We start from the raw sequence: 15,573 nt of genomic DNA on the forward strand, positions 1-15,573 counted from the left end.
AACCCACTAGTCAGACACACCGACCATCGACACAGATAAATCGACACAGATAAGAGGTTCATCGTGGCACCCAGGAATCTGCAGGAAGTACTCGATTCATCCCGCGGCGCAGTTGACCTGCTCCGCAACTCCCAGATCGGCTCCTACATCTACCCGGTGGTCCCGGCCGACTTCCAGAACTGGATCAAGGAGCAGACCGCCTGGCGCCAGACTGCGGTGCTGTATGACCAGTCGCACCACATGGACAACCTGTTCATGAAGGGCTCGGACGCCATCAAGCTCATCTCGTCCACGGCAATCAATTCCACTGCCGTGTTCCCCGTCAATAAGGCCAAGCAGTATGTGCCCACCACTGCGTCCGGACATGTGATCGGCGACGGCATCCTGTTCCGCGAAGGTGAGGACGAGTACGTCTACGTGGGGCGGGCGCCGGCGGCGAACTGGCTGCTCTACCACGGCGAAACGGGCGGCTACGGGAACCTTGATATCACGGTGGACCGGCGTTCGCCGTCCCGGCCGTACGGCGAGAAGGTCACCCGCCAGTACTACCGGTTCCAGATCCAGGGACCGAACGCCTGGCAGGTGATCGAAAAGCTGAACGGCGGCCCGCTCGAACAGCTCAAATTCTTCAACATGTCCACCATGACAATCGCAGGCACCACCGTGCGCACCCTCCGCCACGGCATGGCCGGGGCGCCGGGCCTTGAAGTCTGGGGTCCGTATGCTGACCATGGCCGCATCCGTGACGCGATCGTCGAGGCCGGTGCCGAGTTCGGGCTGGTCCCCGTCGGATCCCGCGCCTATCCTTCCAACACTTTGGAGTCCGGCTGGATCCCCTCGCCGTTGCCGGCCATCTACAGCGGCGAGGCCGAGCGCGGCTACAGGGAATGGCTTCCCGCCGACGGCTACGAGGCTACCGGGACGCTCGCGGGGTCCTTCGTGTCCGGGAACATCGAGGACTACTACCTCACCCCCTGGGAGCTCGGCTACGGCTCGTTCGTGAAGTTTGACCATGACTTCATCGGCCGTGACGCACTGGAAAAGATGGACGTGGCCGCCCAGCGCAAGAAGGTCACGCTCGCCTGGGACGGCGGGGATGTGACCTCGATTTTCGCGTCGCTCTTCAACGTTGAAGGACCCAGCTACAAGTTCTTTGACCTGCCGCTGGCAAATTACGGATCCGCGAACTACGACTCCGTGGTCGACGCGGACGGCACCGTCGTCGGATACTCCATGTTCACCGGCTACAGCGCCAACGAACGGCGGGCCCTCTCCCTGGCCACCATCGATCCCGACGTGCCCGAAGGGACCGAACTGAAGGTGGTGTGGGGCGAGCCGGACGGCGGAACGTCCAAGGCCGCCGTCGAACCCCACGTCCAAACGGAAGTGCGGGCAGTGGTCAGCCCGGTGCCATACTCTTCAGTGGCACGCGCCACGTACCACGGCGGCTGGCGCACCAACTACAAGTCAGCCTAGGCTGGAAGCCGTGCTGTCAGGGGCGGGTCCGTCCCTGACAGCAACGGCCACCGAAGGGATCCTCCATGAGCCTGCGATACGCGCTTCTGGCGCTGCTTCGGGTGGGGCCGCTCTCAGGTTATGAACTGCAGAAACAGTTCTCCCTGTCGGTGGGTCACGTGTGGCATGCGCCGGACTCCCAGATTTATCCCGAGCTGCGCAAGATGGAGGCCGAGCACCTCATCGAGGGTGAAGAACAGCCGCGGGGCCAGCGCGCCACCCGGCGGGTTTACCACGTGACGGATGCCGGCGAGCAGGCGTTCCTCACCTGGATGCACACGCCGCTGGAGTACGCGCGGGTCCGCGATCCTGCCCACCTCCGGGCCGCGTACCTTGAGGCCGCCGCCCCGGACGCCGCCCGCGATTTTTTCCGTGCCCACATCAATCAGTGGGAACGTGAACTGGCGCAGTGGGAGGGCGAACTCCTACGGATCGATGAGGTCGCCAACCCGATGCTGGTGCGGCGCCTGGCGGTCACCGAACCGGAGGACCGTGAACGGACCATCGCCTTCAAACGGTTCACCTACGAAGGCCTGGTGGACAGGGCCCGGGGCGAGATCGCCTGGGCCAAACGCGGTCTCCGGCTCATCGACGAGCTGCAACACGCAGGCAGCGGAGTCCGGTCTGACCCGAACTCCGCCCACGTCTGATCCCTGCCTTCCCCGCAGTTATCCGAAGTTCTCAGCAGTGGCGTAGCCCTTGCCGTTGTACTTTTGCACGAGCACCGAGGAGACGGCCGGCTGGCCATCGGTAGTGGTGTCCACCGCGGTTCCTTCGAGCATCAGCGGCGCCTTCAGGCCCTTGATGTTCCGCAGCGAGGTCATAAAGCTGTCGCGGGTGGGCTCCTTCATATCCTTGAAGGCCTGCTCCAGCGTGGCTCCCACCATGTAGCTCCACATGCAGTGCGGGAACGCCGGCACGTCGGGGTAGTTGCCGTACTGCTTGAGGTCCGCAAGGAATTTAACGACGTCGGGGTCCTTGGCGAACGTCGGGCTCTGCGGGGCTTTCGCGAACGACACCGTGTAAACGCCCGGGTAGGCGCCGGCACCGCCCGGTTCCAGGATCGCCGTCGGGCTTGAGGTGTTGGAGGGAAGGAACCAGCTCGGCTTCCACCCGATTTGCTGCGCCTTCTGCAGCGAAGCGATCATCAGTGGGGTGATCGACATGGCGTTGAAGAAGACGTCCGCGCCCGACGACGCCAGCTGGGTGAGCTGGGCATCCACGGATGTATCGGTGGCCTCATAAGTCTGTTCCCCGACAACGGAGATATTGGCGGCACCCTTGGTGGCTTCCTTAAAGCCCGCTACGTAGCCCTTGCCGTAATCGTCGTTCTGCGACAGGATGGCCACTTTGTGCTGTCCCTTCGACTGGGCCAGCAGTTTGCCGAACGCCGCACCCTCATTCTGGTAGATCGGCACAAACCCGAGTTGCCAGGGGCTTTGCTTCCGGTCGCTGAACAGCGGGTCGCCGGTCATCACGAGCACCTGCGGGACCTTGGCGCTGATGGCGGCGTCACGGAAGGCCCGGTTGGTCGGTGTGCCAAGGCCGGCCGTCACGGCGAAGACGTTGTCGGACACCATTTGCTGGAAGTTCGCCAAAGACTTCTGCGGATCGTAGCCGTCGTCGTACGCCTTGATGTTGACCGTCCGCGTCTTACCGTCGCCGAACTTCACGCCGCCGGCGGCATTCACGGAGCCGAAGTAGGCGGTAACGCCTGCCACGGTGCAGGTACCCGGCCCCGCCGTCGCGCCGCTGAGCGGAGTGGTGACGCCGAGCGTGATTGCAGTGTCCGTGACTCCCGGAGCCGCTTGTGCGCCGCCGCCCTCCCCCGGCGCCGTGCGGGTGCACCCGGTAAGGGAAAGCGCGGCGATCGATACCATCGCGACGACGCCGAGGACCCCGCCTGACTTTTTTCTCAGTTTCATGATCGATCTTGCCTCTCAGTTGGTTCGAGTTCCTCCGGGGCCGCCTCCGTGACTGGCCGGGGCGGCGAAGCGGTCTTGGGGGGATCGGTCCCCGGGATGGATCGGGTACTGCCCCGGCGGGTGAGCCTGCGGATCACCCGTGGCAGGCTGACCAGCCCTTCGGGCAACAGGAACAACACGGCGAGGAGGATGGCGCCCTGGCTGAGCGTGGTGAAGCTTGGGTCAATGGCGTTGGTGAGCTGCGGAACGAAGACGTAGTAGGCCCCGCCGATCAGCGAACCGACGATGCTTCCCGCGCCGCCGATCACCATCGCCGCAAGAAGGCTGATGGAGTGGCCGAAGCTGAGGGTTTCCGGTGAGGTGTACTGCACGGCTGCCAGATACAGGAAACCGCTCGCCCCGCCATAGATGGAAGCGATGGTGAATGCCAGTACCTTGGTGCGGTACGGCGAGACTCCCATTGACGCGGCCACGGCTTCGTTTTCGCGCACGACGCCGAAGGCCCGGCCGTATTTGCCACGCACCAGGTTGCGGGCCAACAGGAAGGCGATGACGGTCACCAGAAGGATGATGTAGAACTGCCACTGGTCGCTGTAGAGGCCCGACCAGTCGGGGGCGTCCGAAAAGCGGGCGGAGATGCCCTGGGAGCCGCCGGTGAATTCCTCAAGCCGCTTGGCCAGCGGGACACCGACGATGGGCAGCGCGATGGTGACCATCGCAATCGCGAGGCCGCCCAGCCGGGCGGCCGCCAGGGCCACCAGCAGCCCGACGATGCCGGCGATGGCACAGGCAGCCAGGAAGACAAGGACGATGTTCCATCCCTGGTTGACGCCGTAGGCGGTGACGTAGGCGCCCAGCCCGACGAAGAAAATCTGTCCGAGGTTGACCTGGCCGGTGTAGCCCATGACGATGTTCAGTCCCAGTACCGCGACAGCGTAGACACCGATGCGCACCAGCGTCTGGTTGGCGAACGGCGGAAGGAAAAGCGGGGCGGCAAGCAACACCACCGCAACCAGCGCGATGAGGGCGGTGCGGCCGAATTTGTTGCGAACAAGGGAAGAAGGGTTGCTCATCAGACCCGCACCACGACTTTTCGCCCGAACAGGCCTTGGGGACGGAGGATGAGGATGATAAAGATCAGTGCAAAAGGCACCGCGATTTTGAGGTCGTGCCCCACGAGGGGTACGTAGACGGCGACGAGGTTCTCCAGCACGCCGATGGCAGAAGCGGCCACCACGCAGCCGATCGGGCTGCTCAGGCCCCCGAGGATGACAGCGGCGAGCGCGTAGACGAGCGCGGTGTCCAGCATGCCCGGCGTCAGGGTCAGCTGCGGGGCCACCAGCACGCCGGCAATGCAGCCAAGGGCGGCTGCGAGGCCCCAGCCGATCATCAGGAGCCGTCCTACTGGAAGACCGGAGAACGCCGCGGAGCCGGGATTGTCGGCGACTGCCCGGAGCGCGAGCCCCAGCTTGGTGCGGAGGAAGAGCACCTGGAGCACCCCCATGATGACGAGGATGGTCACGGTGGTGGCAAGTGACCGGACGCTTACCACCGCGCCGAGGATGTCCACGCTGGTCAGCGGGAAAAGTGACGGGAAGGGAAGGTTGTTGTAGCTCCAGAGAACTGCGGCGATGCCCGTGACCAGGGTCAGGAGGCCAATGGTCACCACCACGGCCGTGTCAGGGTCCCCCCGTTCGAACCGGCGGACCAGGAAGCGTTCCACCAGGGCGCCGATGAAGAACGAAATCACCAGCGCAAGGAGGATCGCCACAATGAGCGGCAGTCCCACCCGCACAAAGGCGTAGGCAATATAGGCGGAGAAGACAGCCATGCCGCCCTGGGCGAAGTTGATCAGGCCGGTTGCCTGGTTAACCAGCACGATGGCCAGGGCCAGGGCAGCGTAGACAGAGCCGGTGGCCAGGCCGTCCACTACGAGCTGGATGAAGGTTCCCATGGTTCAGCCCCCCAGGTAGGCGCGGCGGATCTCGTCCATGCCCTTGAGTTCGGCCGAGGAACCGGTCAGTACGTTGCGGCCGGTTTCCAGCACGGTGGCCGTGTCCACAAGCGAGAAGGCCAGGTTGGCATTCTGCTCTACCACCACCATGGCGATTCCCGAGTCAAGACGCAGCCGGCGGATGGCCTCATAGACCGTCTTCGCCGTGCTTGGCGCCAGCCCGAGGGATGCTTCGTCAAGAAGCAACAGCTTGGGTTTGGCCATGAACGCGCGCGCCACGGCGAGCATCTGCTGCTCGCCCCCGGAAAGCGCCGCAGCCCGCGAACCGATGCGGTCCCGGAGCTGAGGGAACAGATCGAGGCAATAGTCGACGTCGGCGGCGATCTTCTGCTTCCCCTTGCGGAGGTAGGCGCCCACCATCAGGTTTTCCCGCACCGACAGCTGGCCGAGTGTTCCGCGGCCTTCCGGCACATGGGCGATCCCCAGGGCGGCGACCTGGTCGGGGCGGAAGCCGCGGATATCCCGGCCGTCGAAGGTGATCCGTCCGCCCGTCCGCACCGTGCCGCTGATGGCGCGCAGCGTGGTGGTCTTGCCCGCTCCGTTCGCGCCGAGGATACCGACAGATCCACCCTCGGGCACGCTGAGGGAGACTCCGTCCAGGACCTGCACAGGCCCGTAGGATGCAGTCACGTCGGAGAGTTCAAGCAGCGTCATCCGCTGCGTCCTTCCCGATGTAGGCCTCGATGACGCGGGGGTCCGACTGCGCCTGGGCCGCGGTGCCCTCCATCAGCTTGCGGCCGTGATCCAGGACCACCACCTGATCGGTGAGAGCCGAGATGAGTCCCATGTGGTGCTCGACAATGACAATGGTGATGTCCTGCTCATCCCGGACACGCTTCACGGTGCTGATGAGTTGCTCTACCTCCGCGTGCGAGAGGCCAGCCGCCGGCTCATCAAGAAGCAACAGCGAGGGTTTGGAGAGCAGGGCCCGCCATAACTCGATGCCCTTATGGAGCCCGTGGGAAAGTTCATCGGCGGGCTTGCCGGCTGCCCAGCCGAGTCCGGCACGATCCAGGAGTTCGAGCGCTTCCGAGCGCATTTCGTCCTCAGCGCGTGCAGTGAAGGGCAGCCTCAATGCCCATGGGAGAGGGCCGCCCGGAAGCCGCGTGTGGCCGCCGAGCAGAACGTTCTCAAGGACCGTGGAGTGCAGCTGGAGGGCAGGATGCTGAAAAGTCCGCGCCAGCCCCAGGCGCGACAGCCGGGACGGGGCGCTGCCGAGGACTTCAGTGCCGTCAATGGTGATGGAACCCGAGCTTGGCTTGTAATGGCCACTGATGCAATTGAAGAGGGAGGTCTTGCCGGCGCCGTTGGGGCCCACGAGGCCGAAGATGACGCCCGGCGCCACGTTCATGCTGACGTCCTGCAGCACCTTGACCCCGCCGAAGTGGAGGTTGACGTCCGTGAGGCTCAGGCTTGCGGCCACCCTCCACCTTCCTGTCGCATCGTTGCCCGGGATGGACGCGTCCGTCACGTCCGCACGACACCGACGGTACGGATCGAAAACGAAATTGTCAACGATTTTGGAACGAGTTTGGTTTCCCCTTGACCGGGTGGAAGGAAGTCCCCGGCGGGGTGGAACAGAATGCCGCCCGGTTGACCCCTACCGGCGCCTAACCACCGGCCACGGACTGGATGACCAGCACCTCCTCGCCCGGAGCCACTTCGGTGTCCAGGCCACGGAGGCGCCGCACTTCGTCGCCGTTTACGTAAATGTTCACAAAGCGGCGCAGGGCACCGGTTTCGTCCCGAAGCCGCCGGGCGAGGACCGGATAGTTTCCAGTCACCCGTTCGAGCAACTCCCCCACCGTCATGGAGCCCTCGGCGGGGGCGGTCAGGATGGACTGTCCGCCGGCCAGCGGGTGGAGGACGCTGGGCAGCAGCACCCTGATCTCAGGCATCCTGACCTCAGGCACCCTGGGCAGCTGCCGTTTCCTGAACCGGAAGGGCACCAGGGATCCTGGCCGCGCGGACGCACAGGACGTCCGGCAGGTGCGATGCCACCTCGGTGAACGTTTCGCCTTCATCAGCGCTGGCGTAGACCGTCCCGCCGCGTGTCCCGAAATAAACGCCGGCCGGTTCAGCGGAATCCACCGAGGCGGCGTCCCGCAGCACGCTGTTGTATTCGTGGGCGGGCAGCCCGGAATCCAGGCGTTTCCACGTGGCGCCGGCGTCGTCCGTCCGGTGGACCGCAAGCTTGCCCTCCGGCGGGATCCGCTCGCCGTCGGCCTTCAACGGCACCACCCAGGCGGTTCCTTCCCGGCGGGGGTGCGTCAGCATCACAAAGCCGAAGTCGGCCGGAAGCCCTTCGGCGATGGAGTTCCAGTTTTCGCCGTTATCGTCGGTGCGGTACACACCGTGATGGTTCTGAGCGTAGAGGCGGCCTTCGACGGCGGCATCCGCCGCGATCTTGTGCACGCACTGACCAAATTCCGGGTTGGGATCCGGCATGAAGTAGGCCGAGATCCCCTTATTGCGGGGCTCCCAGGAGGTGCCGCCGTCGAGCGAGCGGTACACGCCTCCCGTGCTCATGGCGATATGGACCGTGTCCCCTGCAGGATTGACAAGGATGGAGTGTGCGGCGGCGCCGCCGTAGCCGGCACCCCACTCGCTGCGGTGGGGATGGTCCCAGAGCCCGCGATTAAGCTCGAAGTGCTCGCCGCCGTCGGTGGATTTCCACACCGAAATGGGCTCGGCCCCTGCCCACACCACGCCGGGCCGGGCCTCCGCGTCCGGATAGATCTGCCAGATCCTTTCCACGGCCGCGCCGGTATCTTCGGGAAAGGTGATGGCACCCTTTTCGGGTTCGGACCACGTGGCACCAAGGTCATCGGAGTGAGCCACCGTGGGGCCCCAGTGCTCGGATCTGACGCCCACCATGATCCGGGTCCTGCCGGCCCGGGTGTCTATGCCGATGCTGGGTATTTCGCTCATCAGGAAGTGCGGACCGGAGAAGGACCAGCGCTGCCGGTCCGGGCTCGTGGCCAGCCAGAGGCCTTTTTTGGTGCCGATCGCCAGGACAAAACTCTCTGCGGTTGCCATGCACCCCATGCAACCATCCCGGCCGGAAGGCCGCAACGGTTTTCCCGGCTATGTGGAATAACCCGGCCGGCGCGGGGAACGGTCAGTCGACAAATTCGGACTGCGTCTCGATGAAATCCCAGTCCGCCGCGGTGAGGACCTCCACGGGATTCCCGGGATGCGGTCCTCCTGCTTCGGCGATGCCCTGCAGGACCGGCAGCGGCAATTCCCCCGCCCGCAGGTTTTCCCGCAGCCATTCCTTGGTGTCGAGGTTTACGTCCAGCCACCACATGTAAATTTCCATGCCCCGTCACGCACCTTTCCTATGCATCAACGGTAGGCGCGGGCAAGTCGCCGTTCAAGGGTCCGTGCGCACCGCACTGCACCCGGTAGTGTGCTGTCATTTTCGGGTAGGGGCAGGTATCGCCGCAGGTCAATCGCCCCTTAAGTCGAGTACCTGCTACTCAGGACCCGTCCCCGTTCGGAGCCTAGCCTGACATCACAAGCAAGCTGACCATGCATCTGGGGAACAAGGAAGCTGCCGCTCCCCCGTCATGACCAGCTTCACTACAGTCTGGGGAAAAAATCATGAACCGAGCCCTACCAATCTTGGGGGTCGCAGGGCTGGCACTGCTCACCGCCTCCGCACCGGCCTTTGCCGGCACAGACGACAACACCAAAAAGGTCCTCGTCTGCCATGCCACAAGCAGTGCCACCAACCCCTACATAGCCACCTTCATCAGCATTAACGCCCTGAGCAGCCACAGGCTCGAAACGGCAGACATCGTGGCGCCTAATTCCGTGCTGACGGACGGCCATAACTGGACGACTGCAGGAATGGCCAACTTTGCCAAGTACTGCACAGCCACCGCGCCCGTTGAGGAGAAGCCACCCACGGAGGAAGAACCGCCGGCGGAACAACCACCCACCGAAGAAGAGCCGCCGGCCGAACAACCACCCACGGAGGAAGAACCGCCGGCTGAACAGCCACCCACAGAGGAACAGCCGCCGGTGGAACAACCTCCCACCGAGGAGCAGCCGACGGCGGAACAGCCGACCACCGAGGAGCAGCCGACGGTGGAAAAGCCGGCGGTGTTAACGGAAACCCCGGTCACGCCCGCCCCGGCCGCGGAAAAGCCTGCGGGCCAGGCGGCCGTCCCTCAGCGTGCGGTCGCCAAGGTACCGGCGGCCGTCGTCAGCCGCGGCACCAATCAGGGCTACAACGCGCAGACGTCCGTCACAGGAACCGGTGGAAGCACCACCTGGCTGGCCGGGCTGGGCGTCCTGCTTGGTGCGGGGGCCGTGGTCTCCGTCCGGCGCAAGTCCCGCACCGAATCGCCGACGGCGGGCTGACCCGCCCGAGTCGCCAGCCATACCGGTGAGGGCGCCCCGTCAGTCCCGGCGGGGCGCCCTCGCCGCATTCCCTATCAGCCTCACCCGGCACCAGCACCGATCAACACCAGCACCGGCCAGCGGCGCGGAAAGGGCCCCATGTCGAAGCCGCCCGCCAGGCACACCGCCCGCGGACGCGTGGTGCGCGCGTCCCGTTGGAACCGCCTGAACAGGGGGGACCTGGCTATTCTCCTGTGCGGTGTCCTGGGTTTCCTGTCGCTGACATTCGGCGGCCCGTTACTTAGCCCGCCGGACGTCGGCAACCACGGGGGGTCCGGCGTCCGCGCGGCCGAAATTGCGGCACCTTCGGTAGCGCCGCCGTCGTCCGTTCCCATGCCCTCGCAACCCGCGGAACAGGCGTCCACGGCGGCACCCTTGTCCGTCGCCCCATCAGCGACGCCCGTCGCCGGACCGGTGCTGCCCGATGCTTCCGCACCCCTGCGGGTCCGGTACCAGGCGGCGGCCATCGACACCGAGGTCCATCCGCTCGAACCGGATGCCGCCGCGGCTGCCAGCCGGACTGTTGTGCCCCCGTCCACCATGGACGGCTATTGGCTGACACCTTTCGGAGTTCCGGGCAGCGGCTCCGGCAATACCACGTACATCATCGGGCACAGCTGGGAGGACCGGGATGCCCCGTTCAACCACCTCAGCTCCCGGGCAAACACAGGAGACGGGTTCGACGTCGTCACGGCCACCGGCACCATCCGCTACCGCGTTGACTCTGTCACCACCTACCTCAAGGCCAGCCTTAAGGACAGCCCCATCTGGGATATAGTGCCCAATCGCGTTGTGCTGATCAGCTGCTACACCGAGGATCCCTGGGGGAAGAACGTGGTGGTTTCGGCCTCTCCTGCGGCCGGCTGACTGGCTGGCGACGACGGGGTACACGCCGGCCCGCACTCGTCCAGTCCGAACTCCCGGCCCTGTTCAAGGACCGCCGTCCGGCACAAAATGGGGTTATGACTCCCGAACCCTTCAGTGGACCGCCCCCGCTCCTGGTGGGGGTACTGCCCAACCAGCACCCGGAAGTGCTGACCACCGCGGCTAACCTTGCGGCACGGCTTTCGGTGCCTTTGCTGTGCGCCTATGTTGACGAAGCCAGCTACCTGGTGGAGTGGGATCCCGCCCGGTCGGCGCACCGCCTCTCACTCCATCCCGGGGAGGACGACGACGACGTCCGGGCTGTGACCACAGGCATTAGGGCCGACATTGAACGCAGCGTGGCACACAGCAGGGCAAACGGCGTGCAGGTGGAATGGACACTGCGAACCCTCACGGGCGACCCCGCGCGCGCCCTCGCCCGCCTCGCCGCCGAAACCGACGCGCCCATGATCATCGTGGGCACCTCGGAACGCGGCCTGTCCCACCGGATTTCCGAGATGCTTAACGGCTCCGTAGGGCTCTGGCTGACCCATCACCAAAGCCGGCCCGTGCTGGTTGTCCCCTACCGCCGGGCGGCACACGAGGACCGTGAATAGCGTGTTGAAGCGGCCTGGAAAATAAAGCGAAAGTAGTTATTCGAGGTGGTGGCGGACAGCCATACTGGCAAGTAAGCTGGACCGAGCAGAGAGATCCGGCCAGGGGGCCGGACAGATCTGCCCAAAGGCTGCTCCGGAGTGCGTATCCCCCAATAACGCACTCCGGAGCTTTTTTGTGTCCGGAACTGAGGAACTCATACCCCCACCGGGTACTTGTGGCATACCCCCTTGGGGTATAGGTTGGACTCATGGAATCTTCCCAGGCAACCGTCCCCTTGCAGGCTGATGCCCAGCCCGCGCCGCCGCATGGCTACACCGCCAACAAGGACGCCTATTTGCGAAGGCTCAAGCGGATCGAGGGGCAAGTCCGCGGCATTGCCCGGATGGTGGATGAGGACAAATACTGCATCGACATCCTGACTCAGGTTTCCGCTGTCACCAAGGCGCTGCACGCCGTCAGCCTGGGCCTTGTCGAGGAACACATCGGCCACTGCGTCGTGGGCGCGGCCGCCGAACCCGATCCTGACTTGCGGGCTGAAGCGATCGACGCCAAGGTCAAGGAGGCAGCGGAAGCAATCGGCCGCCTCCTGCGGTGACCCTCCAGCCACCGCCCAACCAGACCCACCCAACCCGGGGCCAGGCCAACCTGCCGGCCCCCTTTAAAGGAGCAACCATGAGCACCGTCTCCACCACTGTCAGCGTGTCCGGCATGACCTGCGGCCACTGCATTTCCTCCGTCACCGAAGAAATTGAATCCCTCGCCGGTGTTGAAGAGGTCGCCGTGGACCTCAACGCCGGGGGCATCTCCACTGTCACCATTACCTCCAGCCAGGAATTGTCGCCGGCCGAGATCGGCGAAGCGGTGGCCGAAGCCGGCTACCTGGTTGTGGCAAACGAAGCGTAACTACTCAGAAGGCGGGCCACGCACCGTGCACACAGAGGACTTAATGAGCCAAGCGGGTAACCGGGTGGTTGAACTGGACATCGAGGGCATGACCTGTGCCTCGTGCGTGAACCGCGTGGAACGGAAACTCCGCAAGCTCGACGGCGTGGAAGCCTCCGTGAATCTCCCCCTGGAATCCGCCCACGTCACGGCTCCGGCAGGCATCACGGACCAGCAGATCGTGGACACCGTGAACGCCACTGGCTACAAAGCCACCCTCCGCCAGCCCCCCGCCCCCACTCACCAAGATCCGCACGATCTGGGTGGTCACGGTGGTCACGGTGGTCCGGAAGACGGGTACACCAGTTCCCCGGATGGCCAGAGCACCGACTCCGGTGACATGCGGAAGCGTGCGTCTGAGGGAGGAACGACCGAGCACGCGGAGCATGTGTCCGAAGGCGGTGCGCAACGGGACCATGGGGCCAATGGAGGAGCCGCTGCCAAACTCAGGCCGCGGCTGATTGTGGCGGCAGTCCTGACGGTTCCGGTGTTCCTGATCTCGATGGTCCCGGCCCTGCAGTTCCCGAACTGGGGCTGGGTGGCGGGAGTGCTGGCCCTTCCCGTGGTGAGCTGGGCGGCCTGGCCGTTCCACCGCGCCGCCGCCGTCAACGCACACCATTTTGCCTCCACCATGGACACCCTCGTCTCCATCGGGGTCGCGGCCGCGTACCTTTTCAGCGTCTGGCAGCTGGCGCTTGACCCGCGCCTGACTGAGCACCCTGGCATGGAAGGCATGGAATCCGGCGGCCTGTACTTTGAAGTCGCCGCGGTGGTCACCTCCTTCCTGCTCCTGGGCCGGTTCCTCGAAGCCAACGCCAAAGAAAAGGCCGGCGATGCCCTGAAGGCACTGTTGAACCTCGGCGCCAAGGACGCCACAGTCCTCCAGGACGGCACCGAACACCAAATCCCCGCCGATCAGCTCCGCGTGGGGGACGTTGTGGTGGTCCGCCCCGGCGAGAAAATCGCCACCGACGGCGTCGTTCTCGAAGGCAGCTCCGCCGTCGACGCGTCCCTGCTGACCGGCGAATCCGTCCCGGTAGAGGTTGGGCCCGAAAGCAAGGTCACCGGCGCCACAATCAACACCTCGGGACGCCTGCTGGTCCGGGCTACCCGGGTCGGCTCCGAGACGACCCTTGCCCAGATGGCGCGGCTGGTGTCCCAGGCCCAGACCGGAAAGGCGCCCATCGCGCGGCTGGCCGACCGGATCAGCGGGGTCTTTGTCCCCCTGGTGCTGGTCATCGCCGTGGTCACGTTTGGGCTGTGGCTCGTGGCCAGCGGCCCGGCAGTTGATCCTGCCGAACTTCGGGCCGCGTTCACCGCCGCGGTCACGGTCCTGGTCATCGCCTGTCCCTGCGCACTGGGCCTCGCCACTCCCGTGGGCCTCCTCACCGGCACCGGTCGCGGGGCCCAGCTGGGCATCCTGATCAAGGGCCCGCAGGTCCTCGAAGACACCCGAACCGTGGACACCATCCTGCTGGACAAGACCGGCACCATCACCAGCGGGAAGCTCTCCGTGGCGGGGACCGCGGCGTTTGAGGGCCACCTGGAGCGTGACGTGCTGCGCCTCGCCGGTGCTGTCGAGGCCGCGTCGGAGCACCCCATCGCCCGCGCCATCGCGGCAGCAGCCCAGCAGGTGCAGGCCACGTACGACGGCGGCCGGTTGCCCGCCGTCGAACACTTCCGTTCGGCGCCCGGCGGCGGAGTGGCCGGAACCGTGGGGGGCCGCGTCATCCTGGCGGGCCGCACGGGCTGGCTGAGGGAGAACGGCGTCAGCATCACCGCGTTGCAGCAGGAAACACTGGATGCTGCGGAGGCGGGCGGCGCCACGGCCATCTGGGTTGCGGTGGACGGGGTTCCGGCCGGCATCATCAGCCTGCAGGACACGATCAAGCCGGGCTCGGCGGCGGCCATTGAACGGCTGAAGGGGCTGGGGCTGAGGCCTATCCTGCTGACCGGAGACAACGCCGCCGTGGCCGCACAGGTGGCTGCCGCCGTCGGGATCTCCCCCGGTGACGTTCACGCCGCCGTGCTGCCGGCCGGAAAGGTCGAGGCGGTAAAAAAGCTCCAGGCCGGGGGTGCCACGGTGGCCATGGCCGGGGACGGCGTGAACGACGCCGCCGCCCTGGCGCAGGCCGATCTTGGCATCGCCATGGGCTCAGGCACCGACGTGGCGATTGAAGCGGCAGACCTCACCGTCATGGGCGATGACCTCGGCCAGGTCGCCCAGGCGATCGAACTCTCCCGGCGGACCCTGGCCACCATCAAAACCAACCTGTTCTGGGCCTTTTTCTACAACGCCATCGGCATTCCGGTGGCTGCCCTGGGCCTGTTGAACCCGATGCTGGCCGGTGGTGCGATGGCGGCGAGCTCGGTCCTGGTGGTGGCGAACTCGCTGCGGCTGCGCAGCTTCGGCAAATAGGAGCACCGGCCCAACCAGGTAGCGCTAACTGTCGTTTTGACGCTTCAAAACGACAGTTAGCGCTACCTAGATGACGGGAGGCTCCGCTCAGGCGGTACCGAAGCGGATGGCGGAGCGGGCCTTGGCCTTGGCCGCCTCCTCGTCCCGGTCCTTGGCGGGCGCATGTGTCACCAGCGAGTCCAGCAGGTGCTGCGTGACATGCGCGATTTCATGCACTGCCGCTTCGAAGGCTTCCTCATTGGCCTTGGACGGCTTGGTGCTCCCGCTGACCTTGCGCACGTACTGCAGGGCGGCCGCGTGCACTTCCTCGGACGTGGCGTGCGGTTCATAGTTATGGAGGGTTCGAATATTCCGGCACATACGGTCATGCTAGGCTCTGGAACGCCCGGAATCGACCCCCTGCCGCGGGCCGCCCCGGGAGGCACTCCCGTGGTGAGGGCTGCATGGGCAGCGGTGCCCATCGACGGGGTTTGCGGGGCCGGGATAGGTTGGGGGCAATGGATCTCCCGGATGAGCCGGGGGCCGCTGGGGATGCCGATCCGGATCGGATCCAATGACTTTATGAGGAGAAACTGATGGCTATTTGGGGCGCAGATGTAGAGCAGCTCAGGACTCTTGGCACGAAGCTGCAGGCCGGTGCTTCCACGATCGAGCAGGAGCGGAGCAACCTGACCCGCATGCTGGACAGCACCCAGTGGAAGGGCCCGGACGCGGACCACTTCCGCGGCGAATGGTCCGGCACGCACACGAGTGCGCTGAACCAGGTCATCCAGGCGCTCAAGGATGCCGGCCAGAAGGCCACCAGGAACGCCAATGAGCAGGATCAGGCTTCCCGCTAAACCCGCTCTGCCTGCAAGGGGGCCCGG

Annotated in this window: 18 protein-coding genes; 9 read left to right on the top strand and 9 right to left on the bottom strand. The window is 65.5% G+C overall.

Annotation, left to right across the window (positions count from 1 at the left end):
- Positions 1–63 precede the first annotated feature (63 nt).
- Together ligM and SBP01_RS19280 are read left to right on the top strand one after the other, a co-directional pair.
- On the top strand, positions 64–1,476 hold the full coding sequence (gene ligM / locus SBP01_RS19275) for a vanillate/3-O-methylgallate O-demethylase (protein WP_275213047.1): 1,413 nt from the start codon (positions 64–66) through the stop codon (positions 1,474–1,476).
- Between the two features lie 65 nt (positions 1,477–1,541).
- Complete coding sequence (locus tag SBP01_RS19280) at positions 1,542–2,165, top strand: PadR family transcriptional regulator (RefSeq protein ID WP_320536961.1); 624 nt, start codon at positions 1,542–1,544, stop codon at positions 2,163–2,165.
- Between the two features lie 18 nt (positions 2,166–2,183).
- Here the strand turns inward: SBP01_RS19280 and SBP01_RS19285 are convergent, their stop codons facing one another.
- The 8 genes from SBP01_RS19285 to SBP01_RS19320 all read right to left on the bottom strand — a co-directional run bounded on the left by SBP01_RS19285 (position 2,184) and on the right by SBP01_RS19320 (position 8,776).
- Entirely contained in the window at positions 2,184–3,440 is a 1,257-nt protein-coding gene (locus tag SBP01_RS19285) for an ABC transporter substrate-binding protein (protein WP_275213045.1), read from the bottom strand.
- The gene (locus SBP01_RS19290) at positions 3,437–4,513 is read right to left on the bottom strand and encodes a branched-chain amino acid ABC transporter permease (RefSeq protein WP_320536962.1); all 1,077 of its coding nucleotides are present in this window, start codon (positions 4,511–4,513) and stop codon (positions 3,437–3,439) included. The genes SBP01_RS19285 and SBP01_RS19290 overlap by 4 nt, the downstream gene beginning before the upstream one ends.
- Positions 4,513–5,394 carry a branched-chain amino acid ABC transporter permease gene (locus SBP01_RS19295; protein WP_275213043.1) on the bottom strand — a complete coding sequence of 294 codons (882 nt, stop codon included), beginning with the start codon at positions 5,392–5,394 and terminating at the stop codon, positions 4,513–4,515. Before SBP01_RS19295 ends, SBP01_RS19290 begins: the two co-directional genes overlap by 1 nt.
- A 3-nt stretch (positions 5,395–5,397) precedes the next feature.
- Entirely contained in the window at positions 5,398–6,108 is a 711-nt protein-coding gene (locus SBP01_RS19300; protein ID WP_275213042.1) for an ABC transporter ATP-binding protein, read from the bottom strand.
- Complete coding sequence (locus SBP01_RS19305; RefSeq protein WP_275213041.1) at positions 6,095–6,877, bottom strand: ABC transporter ATP-binding protein; 783 nt, start codon at positions 6,875–6,877, stop codon at positions 6,095–6,097. The genes SBP01_RS19300 and SBP01_RS19305 overlap by 14 nt, the downstream gene beginning before the upstream one ends.
- Positions 6,878–7,064: 187 nt before the next feature.
- Positions 7,065–7,352 carry a MoaD/ThiS family protein gene (locus SBP01_RS19310; RefSeq protein WP_275213039.1) on the bottom strand — a complete coding sequence of 96 codons (288 nt, stop codon included), beginning with the start codon at positions 7,350–7,352 and terminating at the stop codon, positions 7,065–7,067.
- A 7-nt stretch (positions 7,353–7,359) separates the two neighbouring features.
- Positions 7,360–8,502 (bottom strand): exo-alpha-sialidase, encoded by a 1,143-nt coding sequence (locus SBP01_RS19315; RefSeq protein ID WP_320536963.1) that lies wholly within the window; start codon positions 8,500–8,502, stop codon positions 7,360–7,362.
- Between the two features lie 73 nt (positions 8,503–8,575).
- Positions 8,576–8,776 carry a hypothetical protein gene (locus SBP01_RS19320; RefSeq protein WP_275213037.1) on the bottom strand — a complete coding sequence of 67 codons (201 nt, stop codon included), beginning with the start codon at positions 8,774–8,776 and terminating at the stop codon, positions 8,576–8,578.
- Positions 8,777–9,060: 284 nt separating this feature from the next.
- On the opposite strand from SBP01_RS19320, the gene SBP01_RS19325 reads away from it, so the two are divergent.
- The 6 genes from SBP01_RS19325 (at position 9,061) to SBP01_RS19350 (ending at position 14,707) form a co-directional block, all read left to right on the top strand.
- Positions 9,061–9,825, top strand: coding sequence for a hypothetical protein (locus tag SBP01_RS19325; RefSeq protein ID WP_320536964.1), 765 nt, complete (start codon positions 9,061–9,063; stop codon positions 9,823–9,825).
- Positions 9,826–9,963: 138 nt separating this feature from the next.
- Complete coding sequence (locus SBP01_RS19330) at positions 9,964–10,731, top strand: class F sortase (RefSeq protein ID WP_320536965.1); 768 nt, start codon at positions 9,964–9,966, stop codon at positions 10,729–10,731.
- A 95-nt stretch (positions 10,732–10,826) separates the two neighbouring features.
- Positions 10,827–11,345, top strand: a complete 519-nt coding sequence (locus tag SBP01_RS19335; protein ID WP_320536966.1) for a universal stress protein — start codon at positions 10,827–10,829, stop codon at positions 11,343–11,345.
- A 248-nt stretch (positions 11,346–11,593) separates the two neighbouring features.
- On the top strand, positions 11,594–11,941 hold the full coding sequence (locus SBP01_RS19340) for a metal-sensitive transcriptional regulator (RefSeq protein WP_320536967.1): 348 nt from the start codon (positions 11,594–11,596) through the stop codon (positions 11,939–11,941).
- 77 nt (positions 11,942–12,018) lie between these two features.
- Positions 12,019–12,249, top strand: a complete 231-nt coding sequence (locus tag SBP01_RS19345) for a heavy-metal-associated domain-containing protein (protein WP_275213032.1) — start codon at positions 12,019–12,021, stop codon at positions 12,247–12,249.
- A 43-nt stretch (positions 12,250–12,292) separates the two neighbouring features.
- A complete protein-coding gene (locus tag SBP01_RS19350) occupies positions 12,293–14,707 on the top strand; it encodes a heavy metal translocating P-type ATPase (protein WP_320536968.1) in 2,415 nt (804 codons plus the stop codon).
- 87 nt (positions 14,708–14,794) lie between these two features.
- Here the strand turns inward: SBP01_RS19350 and SBP01_RS19355 are convergent, their stop codons facing one another.
- Entirely contained in the window at positions 14,795–15,067 is a 273-nt protein-coding gene (locus SBP01_RS19355) for a DUF2277 domain-containing protein (RefSeq protein ID WP_275213029.1), read from the bottom strand.
- Positions 15,068–15,282: 215 nt separating this feature from the next.
- Here SBP01_RS19355 and SBP01_RS19360 point away from each other — a divergent pair, with 215 nt between their 5' ends.
- The gene (locus SBP01_RS19360) at positions 15,283–15,546 is read left to right on the top strand and encodes a WXG100 family type VII secretion target (protein WP_320536969.1); all 264 of its coding nucleotides are present in this window, start codon (positions 15,283–15,285) and stop codon (positions 15,544–15,546) included.
- Positions 15,547–15,573: the final 27 nt, after the last annotated feature.

The sequence above is a fragment of the Pseudarthrobacter sp. IC2-21 genome (assembly GCF_034048115.1).
Lineage (GTDB): Bacteria > Actinomycetota > Actinomycetes > Actinomycetales > Micrococcaceae > Arthrobacter > Arthrobacter naphthalenicus.

Coding starts and splice junctions, on each gene's coding strand:
- SBP01_RS19280 (WP_320536961.1), top strand. CDS start 1,542: ATGAGCCTGCGATACGCGCTTCTGGCGCTGCTTCGGGTGGGGCCGCTC.
- SBP01_RS19285 (WP_275213045.1), bottom strand. CDS start 3,440: ATGAAACTGAGAAAAAAGTCAGGCGGGGTCCTCGGCGTCGTCGCGATG.
- SBP01_RS19290 (WP_320536962.1), bottom strand. CDS start 4,513: ATGAGCAACCCTTCTTCCCTTGTTCGCAACAAATTCGGCCGCACCGCC.
- SBP01_RS19295 (WP_275213043.1), bottom strand. CDS start 5,394: ATGGGAACCTTCATCCAGCTCGTAGTGGACGGCCTGGCCACCGGCTCT.
- SBP01_RS19300 (WP_275213042.1), bottom strand. CDS start 6,108: ATGACGCTGCTTGAACTCTCCGACGTGACTGCATCCTACGGGCCTGTG.
- SBP01_RS19310 (WP_275213039.1), bottom strand. CDS start 7,352: ATGCCTGAGATCAGGGTGCTGCTGCCCAGCGTCCTCCACCCGCTGGCC.
- SBP01_RS19315 (WP_320536963.1), bottom strand. CDS start 8,502: ATGGGGTGCATGGCAACCGCAGAGAGTTTTGTCCTGGCGATCGGCACC.
- SBP01_RS19320 (WP_275213037.1), bottom strand. CDS start 8,776: ATGGAAATTTACATGTGGTGGCTGGACGTAAACCTCGACACCAAGGAA.
- SBP01_RS19325 (WP_320536964.1), top strand. CDS start 9,061: ATGAACCGAGCCCTACCAATCTTGGGGGTCGCAGGGCTGGCACTGCTC.
- SBP01_RS19330 (WP_320536965.1), top strand. CDS start 9,964: ATGTCGAAGCCGCCCGCCAGGCACACCGCCCGCGGACGCGTGGTGCGC.
- SBP01_RS19335 (WP_320536966.1), top strand. CDS start 10,827: ATGACTCCCGAACCCTTCAGTGGACCGCCCCCGCTCCTGGTGGGGGTA.
- SBP01_RS19340 (WP_320536967.1), top strand. CDS start 11,594: ATGGAATCTTCCCAGGCAACCGTCCCCTTGCAGGCTGATGCCCAGCCC.
- SBP01_RS19345 (WP_275213032.1), top strand. CDS start 12,019: ATGAGCACCGTCTCCACCACTGTCAGCGTGTCCGGCATGACCTGCGGC.
- SBP01_RS19350 (WP_320536968.1), top strand. CDS start 12,293: ATGAGCCAAGCGGGTAACCGGGTGGTTGAACTGGACATCGAGGGCATG.
- SBP01_RS19355 (WP_275213029.1), bottom strand. CDS start 15,067: ATGTGCCGGAATATTCGAACCCTCCATAACTATGAACCGCACGCCACG.
- SBP01_RS19360 (WP_320536969.1), top strand. CDS start 15,283: ATGGCTATTTGGGGCGCAGATGTAGAGCAGCTCAGGACTCTTGGCACG.